22 protein-coding genes and 1 pseudogene are annotated in these 25,270 nt (G+C 64.9%); 13 read left to right on the plus strand and 10 right to left on the minus strand.

Annotated features, from left to right (window positions below; genetic code table 11):
- Nucleotides 1-2 precede the first annotated feature (2 nt).
- Nucleotides 3-4,247 (plus strand): DNA-directed RNA polymerase subunit beta', encoded by a 4,245-nt coding sequence (rpoC, locus tag RGUI_RS13850; RefSeq protein WP_081533876.1) that lies wholly within the window; start codon nucleotides 3-5, stop codon nucleotides 4,245-4,247.
- Nucleotides 4,248-4,393: 146 nt separating this feature from the next.
- The gene (locus tag RGUI_RS13855) at nucleotides 4,394-5,098 is read left to right on the plus strand and encodes a DUF2306 domain-containing protein (RefSeq protein ID WP_156883091.1); all 705 of its coding nucleotides are present in this window, start codon (nucleotides 4,394-4,396) and stop codon (nucleotides 5,096-5,098) included.
- 76 nt (nucleotides 5,099-5,174) lie between these two features.
- On the opposite strand, the gene RGUI_RS13860 is transcribed toward RGUI_RS13855, so the two are convergent.
- The 4 genes from RGUI_RS13860 to RGUI_RS13875 all read right to left on the minus strand — a co-directional run bounded on the left by RGUI_RS13860 (nucleotide 5,175) and on the right by RGUI_RS13875 (nucleotide 9,560).
- Entirely contained in the window at nucleotides 5,175-6,446 is a 1,272-nt protein-coding gene (locus RGUI_RS13860; RefSeq protein ID WP_081533880.1) for an NAD(P)/FAD-dependent oxidoreductase, read from the minus strand.
- A gap of 184 nt (nucleotides 6,447-6,630) precedes the next feature.
- Nucleotides 6,631-8,160: a cryptochrome/photolyase family protein gene (locus tag RGUI_RS13865; RefSeq protein ID WP_081533882.1), complete on the minus strand. Its 1,530-nt coding sequence runs from the start codon at nucleotides 8,158-8,160 to the stop codon at nucleotides 6,631-6,633.
- Complete coding sequence (locus tag RGUI_RS13870; protein ID WP_081533884.1) at nucleotides 8,154-8,822, minus strand: SDR family oxidoreductase; 669 nt, start codon at nucleotides 8,820-8,822, stop codon at nucleotides 8,154-8,156. Before RGUI_RS13870 ends, RGUI_RS13865 begins: the two co-directional genes overlap by 7 nt.
- Before the next feature lie 24 nt (nucleotides 8,823-8,846).
- Entirely contained in the window at nucleotides 8,847-9,560 is a 714-nt protein-coding gene (locus RGUI_RS13875; protein WP_156882973.1) for a hypothetical protein, read from the minus strand.
- Between the two features lie 327 nt (nucleotides 9,561-9,887).
- On the opposite strand from RGUI_RS13875, the gene RGUI_RS13880 reads away from it, so the two are divergent.
- The 8 genes and pseudogenes from RGUI_RS13880 (at nucleotide 9,888) to RGUI_RS13915 (ending at nucleotide 18,988) form a co-directional block, all read left to right on the plus strand.
- Nucleotides 9,888-11,447 (plus strand): 2-isopropylmalate synthase, encoded by a 1,560-nt coding sequence (locus RGUI_RS13880; protein WP_081533886.1) that lies wholly within the window; start codon nucleotides 9,888-9,890, stop codon nucleotides 11,445-11,447.
- Between the two features lie 174 nt (nucleotides 11,448-11,621).
- Complete coding sequence (locus RGUI_RS13885; RefSeq protein ID WP_172841151.1) at nucleotides 11,622-12,230, plus strand: PEP-CTERM sorting domain-containing protein; 609 nt, start codon at nucleotides 11,622-11,624, stop codon at nucleotides 12,228-12,230.
- 246 nt (nucleotides 12,231-12,476) lie between these two features.
- Nucleotides 12,477-13,514 (plus strand): rod shape-determining protein, encoded by a 1,038-nt coding sequence (locus RGUI_RS13890; protein WP_081533890.1) that lies wholly within the window; start codon nucleotides 12,477-12,479, stop codon nucleotides 13,512-13,514.
- A gap of 30 nt (nucleotides 13,515-13,544) precedes the next feature.
- Nucleotides 13,545-14,437, plus strand: a pseudogene (gene mreC, locus RGUI_RS13895) (rod shape-determining protein MreC).
- A complete protein-coding gene (locus tag RGUI_RS13900) occupies nucleotides 14,430-14,969 on the plus strand; it encodes a hypothetical protein (protein WP_081533892.1) in 540 nt (179 codons plus the stop codon). The pseudogene mreC and the gene RGUI_RS13900 overlap by 8 nt, the downstream one beginning before the upstream one ends.
- A complete protein-coding gene (gene mrdA / locus RGUI_RS13905; protein ID WP_081533894.1) occupies nucleotides 14,966-16,912 on the plus strand; it encodes a penicillin-binding protein 2 in 1,947 nt (648 codons plus the stop codon). Before RGUI_RS13900 ends, mrdA begins: the two co-directional genes overlap by 4 nt.
- The gene (rodA, locus tag RGUI_RS13910) at nucleotides 16,909-18,054 is read left to right on the plus strand and encodes a rod shape-determining protein RodA (RefSeq protein WP_081533896.1); all 1,146 of its coding nucleotides are present in this window, start codon (nucleotides 16,909-16,911) and stop codon (nucleotides 18,052-18,054) included. The genes mrdA and rodA overlap by 4 nt, the downstream gene beginning before the upstream one ends.
- 1 nt (nucleotide 18,055) lies before the next feature.
- Complete coding sequence (locus RGUI_RS13915; RefSeq protein WP_081533898.1) at nucleotides 18,056-18,988, plus strand: glyoxylate/hydroxypyruvate reductase A; 933 nt, start codon at nucleotides 18,056-18,058, stop codon at nucleotides 18,986-18,988.
- Between the two features lie 6 nt (nucleotides 18,989-18,994).
- On the opposite strand, the gene RGUI_RS13920 is transcribed toward RGUI_RS13915, so the two are convergent.
- Both RGUI_RS13920 and RGUI_RS13925 read right to left on the minus strand, forming a co-directional pair.
- Nucleotides 18,995-19,771 carry an SseB family protein gene (locus RGUI_RS13920; protein ID WP_081533900.1) on the minus strand — a complete coding sequence of 259 codons (777 nt, stop codon included), beginning with the start codon at nucleotides 19,769-19,771 and terminating at the stop codon, nucleotides 18,995-18,997.
- Entirely contained in the window at nucleotides 19,768-20,370 is a 603-nt protein-coding gene (locus tag RGUI_RS13925; RefSeq protein WP_081533903.1) for a uracil-DNA glycosylase family protein, read from the minus strand. Before RGUI_RS13925 ends, RGUI_RS13920 begins: the two co-directional genes overlap by 4 nt.
- Before the next feature lie 79 nt (nucleotides 20,371-20,449).
- Between RGUI_RS13925 and RGUI_RS13930 the strand changes: the two genes are divergently transcribed.
- The 3 genes from RGUI_RS13930 (at nucleotide 20,450) to RGUI_RS13940 (ending at nucleotide 23,193) form a co-directional block, all read left to right on the plus strand.
- On the plus strand, nucleotides 20,450-20,794 hold the full coding sequence (locus RGUI_RS13930) for a helix-turn-helix transcriptional regulator (RefSeq protein WP_081533906.1): 345 nt from the start codon (nucleotides 20,450-20,452) through the stop codon (nucleotides 20,792-20,794).
- Nucleotides 20,787-21,833 (plus strand): permease, encoded by a 1,047-nt coding sequence (locus RGUI_RS13935; RefSeq protein WP_081533909.1) that lies wholly within the window; start codon nucleotides 20,787-20,789, stop codon nucleotides 21,831-21,833. Before RGUI_RS13930 ends, RGUI_RS13935 begins: the two co-directional genes overlap by 8 nt.
- A gap of 85 nt (nucleotides 21,834-21,918) precedes the next feature.
- Entirely contained in the window at nucleotides 21,919-23,193 is a 1,275-nt protein-coding gene (locus RGUI_RS13940) for a Na+/H+ antiporter NhaA (protein ID WP_081533912.1), read from the plus strand.
- A gap of 178 nt (nucleotides 23,194-23,371) precedes the next feature.
- On the opposite strand, the gene rpmE is transcribed toward RGUI_RS13940, so the two are convergent.
- From rpmE to RGUI_RS13960, 4 genes are read right to left on the minus strand one after another with little or no spacing between them, the layout of a single operon-like run.
- Complete coding sequence (gene rpmE / locus RGUI_RS13945; protein WP_081533915.1) at nucleotides 23,372-23,593, minus strand: 50S ribosomal protein L31; 222 nt, start codon at nucleotides 23,591-23,593, stop codon at nucleotides 23,372-23,374.
- 11 nt (nucleotides 23,594-23,604) lie between these two features.
- Nucleotides 23,605-23,982, minus strand: a complete 378-nt coding sequence (gene rplS / locus RGUI_RS13950; RefSeq protein WP_081533918.1) for a 50S ribosomal protein L19 — start codon at nucleotides 23,980-23,982, stop codon at nucleotides 23,605-23,607.
- 49 nt (nucleotides 23,983-24,031) lie between these two features.
- On the minus strand, nucleotides 24,032-24,862 hold the full coding sequence (gene trmD, locus RGUI_RS13955; RefSeq protein ID WP_081533921.1) for a tRNA (guanosine(37)-N1)-methyltransferase TrmD: 831 nt from the start codon (nucleotides 24,860-24,862) through the stop codon (nucleotides 24,032-24,034).
- A gap of 38 nt (nucleotides 24,863-24,900) precedes the next feature.
- Nucleotides 24,901-25,248, minus strand: coding sequence for a hypothetical protein (locus tag RGUI_RS13960; RefSeq protein ID WP_081533924.1), 348 nt, complete (start codon nucleotides 25,246-25,248; stop codon nucleotides 24,901-24,903).
- Between the last annotated feature and the right edge of the window lie 22 nt (nucleotides 25,249-25,270).

The following is a 25,270-nucleotide window of genomic DNA, read 5'->3' on the forward strand; positions in this document are numbered from 1 at the left end:
AGATGAACCAGGAACTGACCACCAACCCTTTCAACCCGCTGGCCGCGCCCAAGCAGTTCGACGAGATCAAGGTCTCGCTGGCAAGCCCGGAGCGGATCCTCAGCTGGTCCTACGGCGAGATCAAGAAGCCCGAGACCATCAACTACCGGACCTTCAAGCCCGAGCGTGACGGGCTGTTCTGCGCGCGTATCTTTGGCCCGATCAAGGACTACGAGTGTCTGTGCGGCAAATACAAGCGGATGAAATACCGCGGCGTCGTCTGCGAGAAATGCGGCGTCGAGGTCACGCTTCAGAAGGTCCGGCGCGAGCGTATGGGCCATATCGAACTGGCCGCGCCCGTGGCGCATATCTGGTTCCTGAAATCGCTGCCCTCCCGCATCGGTCTGATGCTGGACATGACGCTGCGCGATCTGGAACGCGTCCTCTATTTCGAAAACTACGTCGTGATCGAGCCGGGTCTGACCGACCTGACCTACGGCCAGATGATGACCGAGGAAGAGTATCTGGACGCGCAGGACCAGTACGGCGCAGATGCCTTCACCGCCGGCATTGGGGCCGAGGCGATCCGCGAGATGCTGGCCCAGATCGACCTTGAGGCCGAGGCCGAGCGTCTGCGCGAGGAACTGAAAGAAGCCACCGGCGAACTGAAGCCCAAGAAGATCATCAAGCGGCTGAAGGTTGTCGAAAGCTTCCTCGAATCCGGCAACCGTCCGGAATGGATGGTCCTGACCGTGATCCCGGTGATCCCGCCGGAACTGCGCCCGCTGGTGCCGCTGGACGGCGGCCGGTTCGCGACCTCGGACCTGAACGAACTCTACCGCCGCGTCATCAACCGTAACAACCGTCTGAAACGGCTGATCGAACTGCGCGCGCCCGACATCATCGTCCGCAACGAAAAGCGGATGCTGCAAGAGGCCGTGGATGCGCTGTTCGACAACGGCCGGCGCGGGCGGGTGATCACCGGCGCCAACAAGCGGCCGCTGAAATCGCTCTCCGACATGCTGAAGGGCAAGCAGGGCCGCTTCCGTCAGAACCTTCTGGGCAAACGGGTCGACTTTTCGGGTCGCTCGGTCATCGTGACCGGGCCGGAACTAAAGCTGCACCAGTGCGGTCTGCCGAAGAAGATGGCACTCGAACTCTTCAAGCCGTTCATCTATTCGCGGCTTGAGGCAAAGGGGCTGTCCTCCACCGTCAAGCAGGCGAAAAAGCTGGTTGAAAAGGAACGTCCCGAAGTCTGGGACATCCTGGACGAGGTGATCCGTGAACACCCCGTGTTGCTGAACCGCGCCCCCACGCTGCACCGTCTGGGCATTCAGGCGTTCGAACCCACGCTGATCGAGGGCAAGGCGATCCAGCTTCACCCGCTGGTCTGCTCGGCGTTCAACGCCGACTTCGACGGCGACCAGATGGCCGTGCACGTTCCCCTCAGCCTCGAAGCCCAGCTTGAGGCGCGGGTGCTGATGATGTCGACCAACAACGTTCTGTCCCCCGCGAACGGCGCGCCGATCATCGTGCCGTCGCAGGACATGATCCTCGGCCTTTACTACATCACGATGGAACGGCAGGGCATGCAGGGCGAGGGCATGGCCTTCGCCGATGTGGACGAGGTTCAGCACGCGCTCGATTCCGGTGCGGTGCACCTGCACGCCAGGATCACCGCGCGGATCAAGCAGATCGACGAACACGGCAACGAAGTGCTGATGCGCTTTGAAACCACGCCGGGCCGTGTGCGGCTGGGCGCGCTTCTGCCGATGAATGCCAAGGCCCCGTTCTCTCTGGTCAACCGCCTTTTGCGGAAGAAAGAGGTGCAGCAGGTCATCGACACCGTCTACCGCTATTGCGGCCAGAAAGAGTCGGTCATCTTCTGCGACCAGATCATGGGGCTTGGCTTCCGCGAGGCATTCAAGGCGGGCATTTCCTTCGGCAAGGACGACATGGTCATCCCCGAGAAGAAATGGCCCATCGTCGAGGGTGTGCGCGACCAGGTCAAGGAATTCGAACAGCAATACATGGACGGCCTGATCACCCAGGGTGAGAAGTACAACAAGGTCGTCGATGCATGGTCGAAATGTTCTGACGAGGTGGCCGCCGCGATGATGGAGGAGATCTCTTCCGTCAAGCTGGACGACGAAGGCCGGCAACAGGAACCCAACTCGGTCTACATGATGTCCCACTCCGGCGCCCGGGGGTCCCCGGCGCAGATGAAGCAGTTGGGCGGCATGCGCGGCCTGATGGCCAAACCGTCGGGCGAGATCATCGAGACGCCGATCATCTCGAACTTCAAGGAAGGCCTGACCGTGCTGGAGTACTTCAACTCCACCCACGGCGCCCGGAAGGGTCTGGCCGATACCGCGCTGAAGACCGCGAACTCGGGCTATCTGACCCGGCGTCTTGTGGACGTGGCGCAGGACTGCATCGTGCGCAGCCACGATTGCGGCACCGACAACGCGATCACCTGCGAAGCGGCGGTCAATGACGGTGAGGTCGTGGCCTCGCTGGCCGAACGCCTGCTGGGCCGCGTCGCGGCCGAAGACGTGCTGAAACCCGGCACCGACGAGGTGATCGTCAGCCGCAACGAACTGATCGACGAACGCAAGGCCGACGCCATCGAAAAGGCCGGGCTTGCCGCTGTTCGGATCCGTTCGCCCCTGACCTGTGAGGCGGAGGAAGGCGTTTGTGCTGCCTGCTACGGGCGCGACCTTGCCCGCGGCACCATGGTCAATGTCGGCGAGGCCGTGGGGATCATCGCGGCGCAGTCGATCGGTGAACCCGGCACGCAGCTGACGATGCGGACCTTCCACATCGGCGGCATCGCGCAGGGTGGTCAGCAGTCGTTCCAGGAAGCCAGCCAGGAAGGCAAGATCGAGTTCCGCAACCCCAACCTGCTGGAAAACGCAGCCGGTGAAAAGATCGTCATGGGCCGCAACATGCAGGTGGCCATCATCGACGACAACGGGGTGGAACGCGTCAGCCACAAGGTCGGCTATGGCACAAAGATCTTCGTGTCCGAGGGGCAGGCGGTCAACCGGGGCGACAAGCTCTTCGAATGGGACCCCTATACCCTGCCGATCATCGCCGAGAAGGCGGGCGTGGCGAAGTTCATCGACCTGACCACCGGTATCTCGGTGCGGGAAGATACCGACGACGCCACCGGCATGACCCAGAAGATCGTGTCCGACTGGCGCGCGGCGCCCAAGGGCAACGACCTCAAGCCCGAGATCCTGATCGTCGACCCGGCGACCGGGGAACCGGTGCGCGCGGACAACGGCAACCCTGTGACCTACCCGATGTCGGTCGACGCGATCCTGTCGGTCGAGGACGGGCAGGATATCAAGGCCGGTGACGTGGTTGCACGTATTCCGCGCGAGGGCGCCAAGACCAAGGACATCACCGGCGGTCTGCCGCGGGTGGCGGAACTGTTCGAGGCACGCCGTCCCAAGGACCACGCGATCATTGCCGAGATCGACGGCTATGTCCGCTTCGGCCGCGACTACAAGAACAAGCGGCGGATCAGCATAGAGCCTGCGGACGACACGCTGGAGCCCGTGGAATACATGGTGCCCAAGGGCAAGCACATCCCGGTGCAGGAAGGCGACTTCGTGCAGAAGGGCGACTACATCATGGATGGCAACCCCGCGCCGCACGACATCCTGTCGATCATGGGGGTCGAGGCGCTGGCCGATTACATGATCGACGAGGTGCAGGACGTCTATCGTCTGCAGGGCGTGAAGATCAACGACAAGCATATCGAGGTGATCGTTCGCCAGATGCTGCAGAAGTGGGAGATCCTCGACTCGGGCGACACCACGCTCCTCAAGGGGGAGACCGTGGACAAGGCCGAGTTCGACGAGGCCAACGAGAAGGCGCTCGCCAAGGGCGTGCGGCCGGCCGAGGGAGAGCCGATCCTGCTGGGTATCACCAAGGCCTCGTTGCAGACCCGGTCCTTCATCTCTGCCGCCTCCTTCCAGGAAACCACGCGGGTGCTGACCGAGGCTTCGGTTCAGGGCAAGCGCGACAAGCTGGTGGGCCTGAAGGAAAACGTCATCGTCGGCCGGCTGATCCCGGCGGGCACCGGCGGGGCAAGCCAGAAGGTGCGCCGCATCGCGGCCGAGCGCGACCAGAAGGTGATCGACGCGCGCCAGTCGGAATCGGAAGCCGCAGCCGCCCTTGCCGCGCCGATGGCGTCCTATGACGACATCGATCCAGACGATCTGGGCCTCGTGGAAACGCCGGAAAGCCGCGAGTAACAATCGCCGGCTGACCTGGGTATCAGGACGCCCCCGTCGATCACGGCGGGGGCGTCTTGCGTTTGAAGGGGCGGCGCGGTTTGACCGGCCCCATCGGCCCGCTATCCTTGGGGCGTTCGCGACAGGGAAACCGACGCATGACCGCCATGCCATCGCGCCAAAGGGTGAAGGATACGGGGCTTGCCGCCCTTTCGGTCGCCGCGGTGGTCTTGCTGATCCTCGGCGTCTGGTGGTTCGTCGCGTATTCGGTCGGCCGCGGGCTCAGTATCGCCGACCCGGAGGAGCAAGCCACGCGCCTGTTCCACGCGGGGGCGCCGGTCTCGAATGTCGCGCTCTACGGCCATATGGTGGTGGGTGGTTTGTTGACCTGTCTGGCGCCGCTCCAGCTTCTCGGGCTTGTGTGGCGGCGCGTTCCGTGGCAGCATCGCGCTCTGGGCTATGCGGTCGCATCGCTTGCCCTTGGAACGGGCGTCGCGGGTTTGGTCTATATCGCGCAGCAGGGGACTATCGGCGGCCCCCTTATGAATGCGGGCTTCGGACTATACGGGGCCCTGATGGTGTTGGCCGCGCTCCAGACCGTACGCCTTGCCCGCCGCCGCGACCCCGCGCATCGGGACTGGGCCTTGCGGCTGGTGGTTTTGGCGCTGGGATCATGGCTGTTTCGGGTGCATTACGGGCTTTGGGTGGGGGTCACCGGCGGGGCCGCCATGACGGACGATTTCCGGGGCGCCTTCGACCGGGTGCAGACCTTCGCGTTTTACCTGCCCTATCTCGCGCTTCTGGAACTCTACCTGCGGCTGTTCCGCAGGCGGGATGTCTTCCGACCCGCCCCGACCCACGTGGCAGAGTAAGACCCGCACAGAAAAAGCGCCCGGCCGGCGGGCGGCACGGGCGCGTTGATGACTTGAAAAGCGTTGCGTGGACCGATCAGGCCTTCAGCTTGGTGATCCGCAGCATCCGCATGATCATCTTTTCATAGATCGGTTCGCTGATCCCGGTACGGACCTTGCGCATGAAATACCACTCGAACGCCAGTTTCGCCCAATGGACCCAGCGCCCCTGGGACGCCCAGTTGAGGTTCCGCGGCGGGTTTTGCGGCATGGCAAGGAACGCCGCTCCCCGGTTGCCGAAATCGGCAAGGCAAAGGGCGTTCCATGTCGGCTTCTCGAACGGCTCACCGCCCGCGATCACCCGCGGCAGGTTGTGCGCGGTGGCCGTCACCATGCTTTCGATCATGAAGCCGGTCTTGGGCACGCCGGTCGGCACGGGGGTGGCCTTGGGCGGGGCGATGGCGATGCACACGCCGATGGCGTAGATGTTGGGATATTTCGGGTTGCGCTGGAATTCATCGGTGATGATGAAGCCGCGGGGGTTTACCAGCCCCTCGATATCGCGCACGGCCGGAATGCCGCGGAAGGCTGGCAGCATCATCGAATACTTGAAGGGGATCTCGTGCTTCTTCTTCTCGTTGCCGTCCTCGTCGAATTCGGTGACGAAGACCTTGTCGGGGTCGAACTTGTCGACCTTGGCATTGGTGATCCATTCGATGTCGCGGTCGCGCATCAGCGATTCAAGCAGGCCCTTCGTGTCGCCCACGCCGCCTAGGCCCAGATGGCCGATATAGGGTTCAGAGGTGACGAAGGTCATCGGCACCTTGTGCTTGATCCCGCGCTTGCGCAGGTCGGTGTCGATGGTCATCGCGTATTCATAGGCCGGACCAAAGCAGGACGCGCCCTGCACCGCACCCACGACGATCGGGCCGGGATTGGCGCAGAAGTCATCCCATTTGTCACCGGATTCCGCGGCATGTTCAATCGAGCAGACGGAATGGGTATGCCCGTCGGGGCCGAAGCCCTGGATCTCGTCGAAGGCGAATTCCGGCCCCGTGGCGATCACGAGGTAGTCGTAGCTCACGAACCGCCCGCTTTCGAGTTCGATCTTGTTCTCGTCGGGATGCAACCGCTTGGCGCCGTCGCAAATGAACTCGATCCCACGTCGCGACATCACCGGCGCAAGCTCGACCGTGATGTCGCCTTTCTTGCGCCAGCCGACGCCCGCCCACGGATTGGACGGCGTGAACTGGAAATAGGACTTGTTCGAAATGACGGTGATCTTGTCGTCCTTCGACAAGGTTTCCTTCAGTTCATAGGCCTGAAGGGTCCCCCCCAGACCGGCCCCCAAGACGACCACATGTGCCATGTTTTTCCTCCTCCCTGGTGGCGGCCTTTGCTTGCCCTAAGTCACCGGGACAAAATGCAGATCCGCCGTTAATATATTGGGATGAATGATTGCCCATCGCGGGCCGAATCTCCAAGAAGAATTTTTTCCGTCGAAGGATTATGGGAAGATCGGTCGCAGCGCATGGTGCGGCCCTGGCGCAGGATCAGACGGTTTCGCCCTTGCTCATCCGGTCCAGAAAGGCGTCGGCTTCGGCCAGGATGACCTCTCGTTTTTTCGCGTCCATCCTGTCCCATGTCCGGTACATCTGCGCCATGCGCGGATTGCCCTGAAACCGGTCGCGGTGGCGGTTCAGGAAATACCAGTACAGCAGGTTGAACGGGCAGGCGCCGTCGCCGGTCTTCTTCGTCACGGCGTAGTGGCAGCCCCGGCAGTAGTCCGACATCTTGCTGATATAGTTGCCGGAGGAGACATAGGGTTTGGACGCGATGATCCCGCCATCGGCAAACTGGCTCATCCCCACGGTATTGGGGGCCTCGACCCATTCATAGGCATCGGCGTAGACGGACAGGTACCACTCGTGCAATTCCGTCGGGCTGATCCCGGCCAGCAGGGCGAAATTACCCGTCACCATCAGCCGCTGGATATGGTGGGCATAGGCGTCGTCCCGCGTCTGGGCAACGGCATGGGCCAGGCAATTCATCCGGGTTTCGGCCCCCCAGTACAGGGCGGGCAGCTTGCGCTGGTGGTTCAGCGCATTGCGGCGCGGATAGTCGGGGCCCTCGCGGAAATAGATGCCGCGGACATATTCACGCCAGCCGATGATCTGCCGGATGAAGCCCTCCACCGCGTTCAGCGGTGCGTGGCCCGAACGATAGGCGGCCTCGGCCCTGCGGCAGATGTCCAGCGGGTCCAGAAGACCGGCGTTCAGATAGGGCGCGATCACCGCGTGGCAGAGGAACCGGTCGCCTTCCAGCATCGCATCCTGATAGTCGCCGAAACAGGGCAGGGCGTGTTCCATGAAGTGTTCGAAGGCCCGTTCCGCCTGATCGGCATCGGTGGCGAACCAGAACGGGCGCAGGGCGCCGAAATTGTCCGGGAACCGCTGCTCGACAAGGGTCAGAACCTCTTCCACGGTCTCGTCGGGGTCGAATTTCAGCGGCCCTTGCCGGAACAGGTCGTCCTGCGCCGGTTTGCGGTTGTCGTGGTCGAAGTTCCACTTGCCGCCCGCCGGCTCGTCCCCGTCCATCAACAGGCCGGTCTTGCGGCGCATCTCGCGATAGAAATACTCCATCCGCAGGCTCTTGCGTCCCTCGGCCCAGCGGTCGAATTCCGCGTGCGAACAGATGAACCGGTCGTCGGGGTGCTGATGCACGGGGATCGGCAGGTCCGACAGCGCCTCGATCAATCGCCATTCGCCCGGTTCGGTGGCTAGGACCTCCTGCGCGCCCTCGGCCTCGGCCCGGCGCAGCAGCTCTGCGGGGATGCTCTGCGCGTTCTCGGGGTCATCCAGCCGGGTATAGGCGACGCGCCAGCCATCCGCTTCCAGGACGCGTGCGAATTTGCGCATGGCGGCAAAAAGGAAGGCGATCTTCTTGGGGTGGTGGCGGACATAGGACGCCTCGTCCATCACCTCGGCCATGACGACAAGGTCGGAGGATTTGTCCGCGGCCTGCAGCGCCGACACGCCGGGCGACAACTGATCGCCAAGGATCAGGACAAGCCGGCTCACCACGGCACCGGCTTTCCAGCCCAGTCGAAGAACCCGCCGGAGTCCTTCGGTGTCAGGCCGTCGATGACACGCAAGAGGTTGGTCGCTGACTCCTCTGGCGCGACGGTCTTGTGCCTTGCGGCGTAGTCCGCGGTGAATGGGGTGCGCACGGTACCGGGATGCAGCGCGACGCAGATCGCCCGTTTATGGGTGCGGCCCAGTTCGATGGCCGCGGTGTGCAGCCCCTGGTTCAACGCCGCCTTGGCCATGCGGTAGGAATACCATCCCCCCAGCCGGTTATCCCCGATGGAGCCGACCCGTGCCGACAGAACCGCGATCACGCTGCGCCGGTCGCGCGGCATCAGGCGCAGTGCGTGCTTCAGCACCAGAAGCGGGCCGATTGCGTTCACCGCGAACTGGTCGGCCATCTGGGCCGCGCTGACCTCCTTCAGCGCCTTTTCCGGGGGGTGTCCGGCCCCCTCCAGAATGCCCGTCGCCACCAAGATCAGGTCGAACGGCCCGTCGATCGCGGCAAGACACCGCGCAATGCTGGTCTCGTCGGTCACGTCCAACCCATCCTCACGCCGCGACAGGCCGTTAACCGCCACACCGTGCTGCGCCGTCAGCGCAGTGCAGATGGCCTGCCCGATACCGCCACTGGCGCCGATGATAAGTGCCCGATCCATGCCCGTCCTTTCGCGCCCTGTCAGCTAGGGCGCGCGCCCGGAAGGCAAGGGCGCACCCCGGCGCGGTGGCAGGTGCAGGACCAATGCCGACAGAAGCAGCCCGATCATCAGACCGTTCAGCAGGTGCCACAGGAAATGCGTGCCGATCCCGGTGGCTGCGCAGGCGGTCAGGTCAACGGTGCGAAAGCCGAGTGACATCAGGAAGGTCAGCGTCGCCCCGGCCAGCAGCAGGCGCGCGGGATGGCCGCGCCACAGGGCAAGGCCTGCAAATACGACAAGCGCCACCAATGCTGGCAGATACTGGAGCGATCCGTTGAATAGGTCGGCCGGCGCCTCCGGCCCCGTGATCCGATCCTGCCCGGTCAGAAGGAACAGGCCCACGGTCACGCCCCCGGCAATTGCCGCGATGCGCAGGGTGCGCAGCGGGCTTTCCCCCGTCAGGCGATAGATCGTCAGCAGGATAAAGGCCGCGACGAAGCCCCAGATCGGGACGACGTCGGCCCATTCGGACCAGGGCGTCGCGAAGGTATGAAACAGGAAGGAGCCGACCCCGATCAGCCCGCCCATCGCGATCACGGCCCGCTCGGGCCAATCGCCGTCACCGCGCCGATGTGCAAGCCCCCATGCCACAAGGGCCGCGACCGGAAAGGCCATGTTGGTCAGCGCGTTCCACGGCTCGTCCCAGAAACCGGGGCCGGTGCGTTCGCAGTAAAGGTCGATGAAGGTCGGGTCGATCATGGCGGGTCCCGGAAAGGGGGCTTGCAAGGTTGTCCCGCTGATACCGCACCACCGCGCCCGCAGGCCATCGGTTTTCGGGGCGGGGCGCCCCGTGAAAGTTTCGCATGCGAAAATGCACTTCCCCTTAACCAAAGCTGCGCCTATACTGCCGCGCATGACCCGCCAAGGACATATCCCCCCTGCTGCCGCGCCCCTGCGCGTGCTGCCCCTTGGCCTTCTGCTTCTCCTTAGCCGCCTCTGAGCGTGCCGTTCCGGCGCGACCGCTCAGAGGATGCCAGCCCCGCGCCATTGCAGCCCAAGGCTAAGGAACAGGAAAGAGACAAAGCCATGACCGATACCCCGCAACAGGACCGCGTCCTGATTTTCGACACGACGCTGCGTGACGGCGAACAAAGCCCCGGCGCGACCATGACCCATGACGAGAAGCTGGAGATCGCCTCCATGCTGGACGACATGGGCGTGGACATCATCGAGGCGGGCTTTCCCATCGCCTCCGAAGGGGATTTCGAGGCGGTGCGCGATATCGCCAAGCAATCGCGGAACGCCGTGATCTGCGGGCTGGCCCGTGCGCAGTTCCCCGATATCGACCGCGCGTGGGAGGCGGTGCAGCACGCCAAGCACCCCCGCATCCACACCTTCATCGGCACCTCGCCGCTCCATCGCGACATCACCAAGCTGACGCAGGACGAGATGGTGGAGCGGATCGAGGCGACCGTGACGCACGCCCGGAACCTCTGCGACAACGTGCAATGGTCGCCGATGGACGCCACGCGGACGGAACATGACTATCTGTGCCGGGTCGTTGAAATGGCGATCAAATGCGGCGCCACCACGATCAACATCCCCGACACGGTCGGTTACACCGCGCCGCGCGAGAGCGCGGACCTGATCGCCATGCTGCTGGAACGGGTGCCGGGTGCGGACGAAATCGTCTTCGCCACCCACTGCCATAACGATCTGGGCATGGCGACGGCCAATGCGCTCGCCGCGGTCGAGGCCGGGGCGCGCCAGATCGAATGCACCATCAACGGGCTTGGCGAGCGTGCGGGCAACACGGCCCTGGAAGAGGTGGTGATGGCGATGCGGGTGCGCAACGACATCATGCCCTACGCCACCGGCATCGACACGACCAAGATCATGGGGCTGTCCCGCAAGGTCGCGACCGTGTCGGGCTTTGCGGTGCAGTACAACAAGGCCGTGGTCGGCAAGAACGCCTTTGCGCATGAATCCGGCATCCATCAGGACGGCGTGCTGAAGAACGCCGAAACGTTTGAGATCATGCGCCCCGAGGATATCGGGCTGAACGCCACCAACCTGGTGATGGGCAAGCATTCGGGCCGCGCGGCGCTGCGCGCCAAGATGAAGGAACTGGGCTACGATCTGGGCGACAACCAGCTGAAGGACGTGTTCGTGCGGTTCAAGGCGCTCGCCGACCGCAAGAAAGAGGTCTATGACGACGACCTGATCGCGCTGATGCGCGACAGCGACCTCGACGCCTCCCACGACCGGATACAGGTGCAGTTCCTGCGCGTGATCTGCGGGACCGAGGCGCCGCAATCGGCCGACCTGATCCTGTCCATCGACGGCAAGGAACACCGGGTCACCGCGCAGGGCGACGGGCCGGTGGACGCTACCTTCAACGCGGTCAAGCAACTGGTGCCGCACAATGGCCATCTGGAACTTTACCAGGTGCATGCGGTCACCGGCGGTACCGACGCGCAGGCCACGGTCAGCGTGCGGTTGCAGGAGGCGGGCCATATCGCAACGGGTCAGGCATCGGACACCGATACGGTGGTGGCCAGCGCCAAGGCCTATGTGAACGCGATCAACCGCCTGATGGTGCGTCGCGAAAAGACCAAGCCGGAGAGCGAAATCCAAACCGCCTGAGCCTTCCGTGCGACGCCCCGTGCCGCAACGCGACCGCGGCACGGGCCCAACGCCCCTGATCCAAGGCACCGTCGGGAAGGTGAGCGCCTTTCAGGCAGCCCTTGGGTTGAGTGACGATTCGCCGGTTTCGTGGTATTTGAATTATTCAAATCACCAGAACGGGGAATGGTATTCATGCAGTCCATTGTCAGAACCGGCCTTGCCGGTGCAGGTCTTGCCTTGCTGGCGTCCAGCGCATTTGCGCTCACGATTTCGGAAAACGATGTCGGCGATTTCGAGAACACGAACGACCCCTATTCGGTCACGGATACGGTCGGCGTGCTCGATCTGGGGCTCAATACGGTTTCGGGATCGATCCAAAGTGACTGCAAGAACGATGGGCAGGATATCCTGTGCATCGGGGGCGCGGATGCCTCGGACGTCTTCATCTTCACGATTGCAGCGGGCCAGCAACTGGACAGCCTCGTTGCGACGATATCGGGATTTGGGCCGACCGGCTTTGCGCCGGGGTCGGGGATATTCGAGGCCAACACCATTTTCGAGAACGACACCGCCGTGCTGAACGGAACGAAGGCGCTTTACGCGTCTTTCATGCCGTTGGGGGCGAACAGCTATGTCTTCGGGATCGGCCAGGGGCTGGCCAGTGCGGAAGGCGCGGCAGAGTATGACTGGACGTTGGAATACACGGTTTCGGCGGCGCCGGTCCCGGTGCCCGGCGCAATGGGGCTGTTGCTTGCCGGACTGGCCGGTCTTGGACTGAGGCGAAAGACTTCGCGCCCCTGACCGACCTGTCTGCCACTGAAGCAGACATACGGACGTCGGTTCCGGCGATGGTCGGGCAATGCGCCGGTGGGCCGTGAATCGCCGGCCGCGGGCGGCAACGCATCGGATGCCCAAGCGTGGCGGAAAGCGGCTGATTTGGCGCTGCGGGGCCTTTACCCCCCGCCCGACGCACCCCTATAAGCAGAACGGCCCGCTCCCCGACAGGGATTCGCGGGCCCACTATAATTTGCAGGGAAGACCCGACGCATGGCAGGATTTGGCGGTTTGTTCTCGTCGGACATCGCGATCGACCTTGGTACGGCCAATACGCTGGTCTACGTCAAGGGGCGCGGCATCATTCTGAATGAACCCTCGGTTGTGGCCTTCCACGTCAAGGACGGGCGCAAGCAAGTTCTGGCCGTGGGCGAGGATGCCAAGCTGATGCTGGGCCGGACCCCCGGCAGCATTGAGGCGATCCGGCCCATGCGCGAAGGGGTGATCGCCGATTTCGACGTGGCCGAAGAGATGATCAAGTATTTCATCCGCAAGGTTCACAAGCGCACCACCTTTACCAAGCCCAAGGTCATCGTCTGCGTCCCCCACGGTGCGACACCGGTTGAAAAGCGCGCCATCCGCCAGTCTGTCCTGTCGGCAGGCGCCCGGCGTGCAGGGCTGATCGCCGAACCGATCTCGGCCGCTATCGGGGCGGGCATGCCGATCACCGATCCCACCGGAAGCATGGTGGTCGATATCGGCGGCGGCACGACCGAGGTTGCGGTTCTCAGCCTGGGCGACATTGTTTATGCGCGCTCCGTGCGCGTGGGCGGCGACCGGATGGACGACGCGGTGGTGAACTACCTGAGGCGCCAGCAAAACCTGCTGATCGGCGAGGCCACGGCGGAGCGGATCAAGACCTCCATCGGCTCCGCGCGGATGCCCGATGACGGGCGCGGCGCGGTGATGCATATCCGCGGGCGTGACCTGCTGAACGGTGTGCCGAAGGAAATCGAGATCAACCAGGCCCAGATTGCCGAGGCGCTGGCCGAACCGGTGCAGCAGATCTGCGAGGCGGTGATGACCGCGCTGGAGGCCACGCCCCCCGACCTTGCCGCCGACATCGTGGACCGGGGTGTCATGCTGACCGGGGGCGGCGCGCTGCTGGGGGAACTGGATCTGGCGCTGCGGGAACAAACCGGCCTTGCCATCTCGGTGGCCGATGAATCGATGAACTGCGTGGCACTCGGGACGGGCAAGGCGCTGGAATACGAAAAACAGCTTCGGCATGTGATAGACTACGAAAGCTAACCCCGACCGCCGCGCGAAGGCGAGGCAGACTTGGCCGCAGACCGCAACGCATCCCTAGACTACACCCGTCCGATCCGGCGTATCCTGATCGGAACGCTGGTGCTGTTCCTGCTGGCGCTTTTCGTGTTCTGGCGGATCGACAGCCCGCGGGTGGAACGCGTGCGCGCGGCGATGGTGGACCGGGTCGTGTCCAGCATGGACTGGGTGCTTGTCCCGGTGACGAAAACGACCCGTCTGGTCGAGGGCTTTCAGTCCTACGCCCGTCTGGCAGAGCAGAACCAGGAATTGCGGCGCGAGCTTCGGCAGATGAAGGCGTGGAAAGAGGCCGCCCTTCAACTGGAGCAGGAAAACGCCAAACTGCTTGACCTCAACAAGGTGCGTCTGGACCCCAAGCTGACCTATGTGACCGGTGTGGTGATGGCCGATTCCGGGTCGCCCTTCCGGCAGTCGGTGCTGCTGAACGTGGGCGCGCGCGACGGGATCATAGATGGCTGGGCGACGACGGACGGTCTGGGGCTGGTCGGGCGGATTTCGGGGTCGGGTCTTCGACCGCGCGGGTGATCCTGCTGACCGACTCCAATAGCCGTGTGCCGGTCACGATCCAGCCCTCGGGGCAGCGGGCGATTCTTGCGGGCGACAACTCCGCCGCGCCGGTGCTGGATTTCGTCGAAGACCCCGAGCAAGTGCGACCCGGCGACCGCGTGATCTCCTCTGGCGACGGGGGGGTGTTTCCTGCGGGTCTTCTGGTCGGGCATGTGGCGCTGGGCCGCGATCAGCGCCAGCGGGTCCGGCTTGCCGCCGATTACGAGCGGCTTGAATTCCTGCGGGTCCTGCGCTCCCACCCGAGCGAGGCGGTCCGCGACCCAGGCAGCCTGGTGGCCCCACGGCCGGGCGGGCTGTCGGCGGAGGCGACCGATGGTTGATCCCCTCACGCTGGAGCGTTGGATCTACCGGTCGGTCTTTTGCCTTTGGGCGGCGGTCTTCGCGGTCGTCATGATCCTGCCGCTGGAAACCCGGCCGGGCCGCCTGCCGGGGCCGGAATGGATGCTGTGCCTGACCTTTGCCTGGTTGCAACGGCGGCCGGATTTCGTGCCCGCCTGGCTGATTGCCGGTGTATTTCTCAGCCTCGACATGCTGTTGATGCGGCCGCCGGGTCTGATGACGGCGTTCGTTCTTTTGGGTTCGGAGTTCCTGCGGTCCCGGCAATACGGCACGGGCGAGATGACCTTTGGTACTGAATGGCTGACCGCCGCGGCCGCCATCGTGGCCGTGTTCCTTTGTGACGGGCTGGTTCTGGGGCTGTTCGCCGTGCCCGAGGCCGATTTCGGCCGACAGGTCGTGCAGGCGGTTCTGACGGTTCTGGCCTATCCCTTCATCGCCGCCCTGTCGCATTACGGGTTCCGCGTGCAACGGCAGACCCCGGGCACGCTGTCGGCACGGGGGATGATCCGATGAAGCGCACCTCCCGCGATGCAGAGGAAAGCGGCCGCCGCATCACGCGCCGGGCGCTTGTGGTCGGCGGTGCGCAGGCCCTGTTCGTGTCGGCCCTTGCCCTGCGGATGCGTCATCTTCAGGTCACGCAGGCCGATCAGTTCCGCCTGCTGGCCGAGGAAAACCGGATCAATATCCGTCTGATCGCCCCGGCGCGCGGGCTGATCTATGACCGCACCGGTCACATCGTGGCCGACAACGACCAGAACTACAGCATCGTCATCGTGCGCGAGGATGCCGGCGACCCGGACGAGGCGCTTGCGCGGCTGAACCGTCTGGTGCCCCTCGACGAGGAGACGATGGAGCGGGCCTTGAAGGAAATCCGCCGCCACAGCCCCTTCGTGCCGGTCACCATCGCCGACCGGATGCGGTGGGAAGACGTGGCCAGCGTGGCCGTCAACGCCCCGGTGCTGCCCGGCATTTCGCCCGAGGTCGGCATGTCGCGCAACTATCCCATGGGCCGGGATTTCGCCCATGTGGTGGGCTATGTCGGGCCGGTGTCGGACTATGACCTGTCCAAGATCGAGGACCCCGATCCGCTGTTGCAGATCCCGCGGTTTCAGATCGGCAAGACCGGGGTCGAGGCGAAATCGGAGTTGGACCTGCGCGGCAAGGCCGGCACCCGCCGAATCGAGGTGAACGCCGCTGGCCGGGTGATCCGCGAGCTTGACCGGATCGAGGGGCAGCCGGGATCGGAACTGCAACTGACCGTCGATGCCGGCTTGCAGAACTTCATGCAGGCCCGGCTGGGGGAGGAAAGCGCCGCCGCCGTGGTCATCGATCTGGAAGACGGCGATCTTCTCGGGATCGCCTCGTCGCCCAGTTTCGACCCCAACAAGTTCGTACGCGGCATTTCTGTGCCCGACTATCGTGCGCTGACGGAAAACCCCTATCGGCCGCTGTCCAACAAGGCGGTGCAGGGGGCCTATCCGCCGGGATCGACCTTCAAGGTCGTCACGGCCCTTGCCGCGCTGGAAGACGGCGCCATCGGCCCGGGTGAAACCGTCTGGTGCCCCGGTTACATGGCGGTTGGCGGGCGACGGTTCCACTGCTGGCGCCGGGGCGGGCACGGCCATGTCGACCTGATGAAAAGCCTGCAGCAGTCCTGCGACGTCTACTATTACGAGGTCGGTCAGCGGGTGGGCATCGACAAGATCGCCGCGATGGCCCGCAAGCTGGGTCTGGGGGAGCGTCACGACGTGCCGCTTTCGGCCGTGGTGGCCGGGATCGCCCCGGACAAGTTGTGGAAGCGCGAGAAACATGGAGAGGACTGGCTGCCCGGCGACACGCTGAATGCCGCGATCGGGCAGGGCTATGTGCTGGCCAGCCCCCTGCAACTGGCGGTGATGAGCGCGCGGATCGCCACGGGGCGTGCCGTCCGGCCGCGGCTGATCAAATCGGTGGACGGGGTTGAACAACCGTCCGGCCGGGGGGAACCGCTGGATATCAGCCGGGCGAACCTGATCCGCATCCGCCGCGCGATGGACGCGGTCGTCAACACCACCCGCGGCACGGCGCGCAGTTCCCGCGTGGTGGCCGAGGGGATGGAGATGGCCGGCAAGACCGGCACCAGCCAGGTGCGCAACATCACGGCGGCCGAACGCGCCGCCGGCGTTTTCCGCAACGAAGACCTGCCGTGGAACCGGCGCGACCATGCCCTGTTCGTGGCGTTCGCCCCGGTGGAGCGCCCGCGCATCGCCGTGGCCGTCGTGGTCGAACATGGCGGCGGCGGGTCGAGTGCCGCGGCCCCCGTGGCGCGCGACATCACGCTGCGGGCGCTCTACGGCCGGGTGCCGCCGCTTTCGGCCTATCCCAAGGCGCAGCGCTGGAAGGTGGAGGAGCGGTTCCGCGGGCTGGAGCTTGACGATCCGGGCACGCCGACCTCCAGCGGGCGGAGCCGGGCATGAGTTATCTTGAATACACCGTCAAACGGGTGCCGACAGGGTTCAGCAAGCTGCTCTACGTCAACTGGGCGCTGGTCCTGCTGCTGTGCGCCGTGGCCGGGATCGGGTTCATGATGCTCTACTCGGTTGCGGGCGGGTCGCTGATGCCATGGGCAGAGCCGCAGATGAAACGCTTCGTGCTGGGCCTTGTGGCGATGTTCGTCGTGGCCTTTGTGCCGATCTGGTTCTGGCGGAACATGGCGGCGCTGGCCTATGGGCTGTCGATCTGCCTGCTGTTGGGGGTGGAACTGTTCGGCGCCGTGGGGATGGGGGCGCAACGCTGGATCGACCTTGGTTTCTTCCGGCTGCAGCCTTCCGAGGTGACGAAGATCACGCTGGTGATGATGCTGGCAGCCTATTACGACTGGCTGGATATCCGCCGCGTGTCGCGCCCGGAATTCGTGGCGATCCCGCTGCTGTTGATCCTGATCCCGACGGGGCTTGTGCTGAACCAGCCCGACCTTGGGACTGCGTTGCTGCTGATGGCCGGGGGGGCCATCATGATGTTCCTCGCCGGTGTGCACTGGCTCTACTTCGCGGTGGTCGTGGTGCTGGGCGGGGGGCTGGTGGCCGGGGTGTTCTTCAGCCGCGGCACGCCATGGCAGCTTTTGAAAGACTACCAGTATCGGCGGATCGACACGTTTCTTGACCCCTCCACCGATCCGCTGGGGGCGGGATACCACATCACCCAGTCCAAGATCGCGCTGGGGTCCGGCGGTTGGGCCGGGCGGGGATTCATGCAGGGCACGCAGTCGCGGCTGAACTTTCTGCCCGAGAAACACACCGACTTCATCTTCACCACGCTGGCGGAGGAATTCGGCTTTGTCGGCGGCATATCGCTTCTGGCGCTTTACGTGCTGATCATCCTGTTCTGCGTGTTCTCGGCGTTGCAGAACCGGGACCGGTTCTCCTCGCTGCTCACGCTTGGGATCGCCTCGACCTTTTTCCTGTTCTTTGCGCTGAACATGTCGATGGTCATGGGGCTGGCCCCCGTGGTGGGGCTGCCCCTGCCGCTTGTGTCCTATGGCGGGTCGGCCATGCTGGTGCTGATGGTGGCTTTCGGGCTGGTGCAAAGCGCCCATATCCACCGGCCGCGGGGGGCGTGAGGTGCTGACCGTTCTGTTTTCCGCGCCCGCCCGGCGCTGGGCGGAATATGAGGCGCCCCTGACCACCGCGCTGGCAGAGGCCGGGATCGCGGCGAGGCTGGTGACCAAGGCCGACCGGCCCGGCGACGTGGATTACATCGTCTATGCCCCGAATGGCGGGCTGGAGGATTTTACGCCCTTCACCGGGTGCCGCGCGGTGCTCAGCCTTTGGGCGGGGGTCGAAACCATCGTCACGAACCGGACCCTGACCCAGCCGCTCTGCCGGATGGTCGACGCGGGGTTGGAGGAAGGCATGGTCGAATGGGTGACGGGGCATGTGTTGCGCCATCACCTCGGGCTCGACCGGTACATTCTGAATGCCGACCGGACGTGGGCGCCGCAGGTGCCGCCCCTGGCCCGTGACCGGAGGGTGGCCGTGCTGGGCCTCGGTGCCCTTGGCCGGGCCTCTGCCGAGGCGCTGGCCGCGTTGCGCTTTCGGGTGCTGGGGTGGAGCCGGACAGCGCGGGATATCCCCGGCATCGACTGCCGGCACGGGCCGGACGGGTTGCGCGCTGTGCTTTCGCAGGCCGAGATCGTCGTGCTGTTGCTGCCCCTGACGGCAGAGACGGAGGGGCTGATGGATGCCGAGCGTCTGGGCTGGCTGCCGCAGGGTGCCGTGCTGCTCAACCCCGGTCGCGGGGCGCTGATCGACGATGACGCGCTGCTGGCAGCGCTTGATCGCGGGCAGGTGGGGCATGCCACGCTGGATGTCTTCCGGGTCGAGCCGCTGCCCGAAGGGCATCCGTTCTGGGCGCATTCGCAGGTGACGGTCACGCCCCATATCGCGTCGGAAACCCGCGCGACGACCGCAGCGCGGGTCGTGGCCGAGAACATCCGCCGCGGCGAGGCGGGGGAGCCGTTCCTGTACCTGGTCGACCGCGACCGGGGATACTGAGCGCGGTTATCGCAGGCGGGGCGGGGCGTCTGGGTCCGGCACGACGGACACCCGTTCTTGCACCGGGGCGGGCAGGTCGATCCGCACGCCTAAGCGGGCCAGCGCGACCGCGACGGGATCATCGGCGGCCAGACAGGCGACATCGACCGCGCCGTCCTCAAGCCCGCTGAACCGCACCGCGTCGGACACCGTGCGTGCGATGGCGTTTTCCGCGCCGGGCATCACGCCGCAAAAGGCCAGAAATACCCCGGTGCTGCCATCGTCCCCCCGCAGATCGGCCAGCCATGCGCTTTCAGCCAGTCCCGCGATTGCGCCCAGATGGGCATGCAGGGCCATCAGCAGCGGCCCATTCAGATCGCGCGGCGGGGTCAGCGCCTCTGGGCGCATGTCGACCGGGGCCGGCGGGGTGGCCAGAACCCGCGCCCACCAGTCGATGGCCTCTGCGGGCAGCAATTCGGCACTGTCCGTCCCGAAATTCACGCCCAGCCCCAGCCCCTTCCCGGCCAGCATGTCCGCCAGCACCCGGCCGGGCAGCGCGGCATAGGGGGACGGTGCGCCGGTAAAGGCGGTCAGACGCTCTTCGCTGTCGAAGGCGAGCACGACCTGGCCATCCTCGGTCTCGAAGGCGGCAGGCACGATCTGATCGCCCTCGGCTTCGGCCTCCAGCAGCAGGATCATCTCGGCCGCCGCCAGCGCCCCGAAATAGCGCAGGCGCGGCACGGTCTCGTCCGGGGCCGCGACCATCGCGCGGTGGGCCTGATCCAGCGGGGTTTCTTCGGTCATGACAGTACCTCGTTCACGCGGGCGCGCAGGGCGGGGACGAGGTCGGCCTCGAACCACGGATTGCGCTTCAGCCACGCGGTATTGCGCCATGACGGGTGAGGCAAGGGGAAGATGCGCGGGCCGAAGCCTTGCCAGTCGGCGACGGTCTTCGTGACACCCGCCTTGGCCGCGGCCCCAAGGTGCCATTTCTGCGCATAGCCGCCGATCAGCAGGACCAGCGGCACCTCGCCCAATGCCGCCATCACCCCGGCGTGCCACGTCGCGGCGCATAGTGGCGGCGGGGGCAGGTCTGAACCGCGGGCATTGTAGCCGGGGAAGCAGAAGCTCATCGGCAAGACCGAAACCCGCGAAAGGTCGTAGAAGGTGCCCGCGTCGATCCCCATCCAGTCCCGCAGCCGGTCGCCGGAGGGATCGAAGAACGGCTTGCCCGCCTGATGCACCCGCATTCCCGGGGCCTGTCCGCAGACAAGGATACGTGCGCCCGGCGCGAACCACGGGACCGGGCGCGGCGCATGGGCCGTCGCGGTGGCCGCGAAACGATCGGCGCAGAGGCGGCAGGCAGCGGTCTGGTCGCGCAGATGGTCAAGGGGGGTGGTCATGAACACGACTTAGGCGGTCAACCGCGCAGCTGCAAATCGGGGCTTGATTTCATTTCGACGTTTCTAGAAATATTGAACCATGAATCAGACCGCCTTCCCCGACCTGACCCTTGCGCGCATGGCCTCTGCCTTTGCCGCGCTGGGATCCGAACAGCGGCTTTCGGTCCTGCGCACACTGGTGCGGGCGGGGCCAGAGGGGTTGCCGATCGGGCAGTTGGGCGCGCGGTCGGGGATCACCGGGTCCACCCTGACCCATCACATGAAAATCCTGGCGCAGGCCGGGCTGGTCACGCAGACGCGGCAGGGCCGGTCGATCATCTGTGCCGCGGCCGCCTATCCCGAGATGCAGGCGCTGTCGGACTTCCTGCTGTCGGAATGCTGCGCCGACGCCACCTGCCCGCATGAGGATCACGCCCATGGCTGACACGACGCAAGTTCCCGCCCGCCTGCCCGCGCTCTGGCGCCGGATCGACAAGGCATGGCTGGCCATTCCCGTGATCCCGTTGCTGGTCGCGCTGTTTGATTCGCCGCAGACATGGCCGACCGTGGAATTCGCGGTGGGGGCGCTGGGCCATACTGCGCCCTTCATCGTCTTCGCCGTGCTTGCGGTCGCCTATCTGAAGGCCAGCGGGGCGGAGAGCCTTCTGGCCAAGGCGTTCGAGGGACGCACCGGCCGGATGATCGTGCTGGCCGCCCTGCTTGGCGGACTGTCGCCCTTCTGTTCGTGCGAGGTCATCCCCTTCATCGCGGCGCTTCTGGCGGTGGGGGCGCCCTTGTCGGCGGTCATGGCGTTCTGGCTCTCCTCGCCGCTGATGGACCCGGCGATGTTCTTGATCACGGCCGGGACGCTTGGCACCGGTTTTGCCGTGGCCAAGACCGTGGCGGCGATTTCTATCGGGATGCTGGGCGGCTTTCTGACGATGACCTTCGCCGAAAGCCGCATCTTTGCCGATCCGCTCCGCCCCAAGAAATCCACCTGTTCCAGCGGTGGGTGCGGCTGCGGCAGTCCCGACCACTTCAAGGGGAAGCCGGTCTGGAAATTCTGGGCGCATGCCGACCGCCGCGCCACGTTCCGCGAAGCGGCACAGGAAAACGCGCTGTTCCTGTTCAAGTGGCTGGCCCTTGCCTACATGATCGAGGCGCTGATGCTGCACTATGTACCGGCAGACGCCGTGGCGGCGGTGCTGGGGGGCGAGGGGCTGAAGCCGATCCTGCTGGGCGCCATCGTCGGCGGGCCGGCCTATCTGAACGGCTATGCCGCGGTGCCGCTGGTCGACAGCCTGCTGCGGCAGGGGATGAGCGATGGCGCGGCGATGTCCTTCGTAATTGCGGGCGGTGTCAGTTGTATTCCGGCTGCGATCGCGGTCTGGGCGCTGGTCAAGCCGCGGGTTTTTGCCGCCTATGTAGGCTTTGCCAGTGTGGGTGCCGTTCTTGCGGGCCTGACCTGGGGCATGATCGCCTGACGGCTGTCCCCGTCCAAAGGGGCGGTTGCCCCTCATGGCCCGTTCGACTATCCAATCTGAAAGTCCTTAGCGGGTCGGTGGGGTCATGTATCGCGTCTGGAATTTCGTCACGAACTATTCGCTGCTCCTGATCGGGGGCGCGGTCTTGGCACTGGCGTGGGTGAACCTGCATCCCCATTCCTACCACGACTTCGTCGAGTTCGTTCTGATCGACAACTTCTTCATCGGCCACGCGCATGAGGTCGAGGGGCATATCCACCGAACGCTGACGGTCCATTACCTCGTCAACGACGTTCTGATGGCTTTCTTCTTCGCCATCGCCGCGAAAGAGGTGTGGGAGGCCATCATCCTCAAGAACGGCTCTTTGAGGGGCAAGAAGGCGGCAACGCCGTTGTTTGCCACGGCGGGGGGCATGCTGGGGCCGATCACGGTGTATCTGGGTCTGGCCGCGATCCTTGGGTCTGACACGTTCGATGCGGTGTCCCGCGGATGGGCCATCCCGACCGCCACCGACATCGCATTTTCCTATCTCGTTGGTCGTATCGTCTTTGGCGCGGGTCATCCCGCGGTTCGGTTCCTGCTGCTTCTGGCCATTGCCGACGATGCGGCGGGGCTGATCATCCTTGCGGTCTTCTATCCGTCCGGCGAGTTGCAGCCCTTGTGGCTCCTCGTATCGGCGGGGGCGTCGCTGGCGACCTTTGTCTTCTTCAACTGGTTGCCGCGCATTCTGGACCGGGGCGACCAGTTGCGCCCGGTTTCAAGCTGGGTGCGAAAGTATCTCAGCTTCTGGCCCTATGCCGTTGCCGGTGCAGTCAGCTGGTACGGGTTTCAGGAGGCGGGGCTTCACCCCGCGCTGGGCCTTTTGCCGGTGGTGCCGGCCATTCCCCATGCTGACCGGGCCTTCGGCATCTTTTCGGAGGCCGAACAGTACCTGACGGACCTGTTGAACCAGATCGAGCATATGCTGAAATACCCGGTCGAGGTGATCCTGTTCTTCTTCGGCCTGTGCAATGCGGGGGTGGAGTTCTCGTCTATCGGGACGCCCACATGGCTGGTGCTCGCGGGGCTGCTGATCGGCAAGCCGGTGGGGGTTCTTGTCTTCGGTTGGCTGGCGGCACATCCGCTGCGCCTTGGCCTGCCGCAGGGTATGCGCACAGCCGATCTGTTCGTCGTCGGCTGCGTCGCGGCCATCGGCTTTACCGTGTCGCTGTTCATCGCCTCGGTCGCCTTCACCGGCGGAACGACGCTGGAAGGGATCAACGTGCAGGATGCCGCGAAGATGGGGGCGCTGTTCAGTTTCGGTGCCGCGATCATCGCGATCACCGTTGGCAAGGTTCTGCGGGTCGAGAAACAGCAATAGCGCCGATAGCCGTCAGAGTAATTCTGTGCGACAGAAATGCGCCGGTCCTTCGTGACCGGCGTATGTCGTTTTAAGCCTGTGGTCGTCCAACTGGGGCGCAAGCAAGGCACCACCGATCCGGCAAACGAAAACGCCGCCCCAAGGGGCGGCGTTCGCATCAACGGAAAGGCAGCTTCGCTTAGAAGCCCAGGCCTTCGTATTTCTTCTTGAACTTCGACACACGGCCGCCGGTGTCCATCAGGCGGGACGAGCCGCCGGTCCAGGCCGGGTGCGCGGACGGGTCGATATCCAGCGCCAGCGTATCGCCTTCCTTGCCGTAGCAGGATTTCATCTGGATGATCGTGCCGTCGGTCAGCTTGACGTCGATGATGTGGTAATCGGGATGCAGGTCTTTTTTCATCGGTCCGCTCCTTACGCCTCGGCCTTGGGCTTGTAGTGGGTGTCCTCGGCGATCCGGGCGGATTTGCCCCGGCGCGAGCGCAGGTAATAGAGCTTGGCACGGCGCACGCGGCCACGGCGCACGACCTCGATCGAGTCTATGTTGGTGGAGTAGAGCGGGAACACCCGTTCCACGCCTTCACCGAACGAGATCTTGCGAACGGTGAAGCTGCCGGCGATGCCGCTGCCGTTCTTGCGGGCGATGCAGACGCCTTCGTAGTTCTGAACGCGGCTGCGGGTGCCTTCGGTCACCTTGTAGCCCACGCGGATCGTGTCGCCCGGCTTGAAGTCGGGGATCTTCTTGTCGAGGGCCGCGATCTGTTCGGCCTCGAGTTGTGCGATCATGTCCATCGCAATTCTCCATGTCACTCGCGGTTGGTCCGCGAAGGTGGTGCTGCCCTCAGAGCTCTCGGTCTCCGTCCGGGTCCCTACCGTGGGTCTCACGGTAAGCCCGCCAGAGGTCAGGGCGGCGTTCCTTTGTCAGCCTTTCGGCCATGGCCCTGCGCCAGTCGGCGATCTTCGCGTGATGACCCGACAGGAGAATGTCGGGGATCGCGCGGCCTTTCCAGACGGCGGGCCGGGTGTACTGGGGATGTTCAAGCAGGCCGTCGGAGAACGACTCCTCCTCGGTCGAAGCCTGATTCCCGAGTACGCGGGGTATAAGGCGGACCGTGGAATCGATCAAGGCTTGTGCGGCGATCTCTCCGCCCGAAAGGACGAAATCGCCCAGCGAAATCTCCTCAATCCCGTATTCTTCCAGAACACGCTCGTCCACGCCCTCGAACCGGCCGCACAGAAGCGTCAGGCCGTCGGCTTCGGCAAACCGCTGGGCGGTGGCCTGGGTGAAGGGTTTGCCGCGGGGCGACAGGTAGACGACGGGCCAGCGGGCGCGGTCCTTCGGCGTGCCGATGGCGGCCTGATCCAGCGCGGCCCCCACGACATCGGCGCGCAGCACCATTCCGGCGCCGCCACCGGCGGGGGTGTCGTCGACATTCTTGTGCCTGCCTTCGCCAAACGGGCGCAGGTCGATGGTTTCCAGCGCCCAAAGCCCCTGATCCAGCGCCTTGCCAATCAAGGAAAGGCCCAGGACGCCCGGAAATGCGTCGGGGAACAGCGTGACGATCCTCGCGGTCCAAGCGCCCTTCAGGCGCGGCCGGTCGGCCATCAGGTCACGGGGTTGCAGGCTGGCGCTGATCGAGAGCCGCCCATGGGAGCGTGGTTTGTCCGTCATGGGCGGTCTCTATCGGGTTTCGCGGGGCTGGTGAAGACTCAGCCTTTCAGGCCGGTGACCACCGCGCCGCCGGCCCCCGCAAGGGAGATCACCAGCGCGACGATCAGGGGCAGCGGCAGCAACGGGCCGCCGATCAGCCACGCGATGCCGAAGCCGATCAGGAAGACAAGGTTCGTCCAGATGATCTGATTGACGACCAGCATGGGCAGCGCCTTGGTCAGGGTCTTGCCCTCGGCGGCGCGGGCGGCCTTGGCTTCGGGGTCGAAGACCTTGGCGACCACGGCGAAGGCGGCGATGATGACGATCACCCAGGGCGGGTTTTCGGCGGCACCTGCAACAACGGCACCGGCAAGGATGATGGCGTAGAACACGGATGGAAGGGACATGGGGTCCTCGTGGTTTGTGAAC

Origin of the sequence: Rhodovulum sp. P5, from assembly GCF_002079305.1 — a bacterium.
Lineage (GTDB): Bacteria > Pseudomonadota > Alphaproteobacteria > Rhodobacterales > Rhodobacteraceae > Rhodovulum.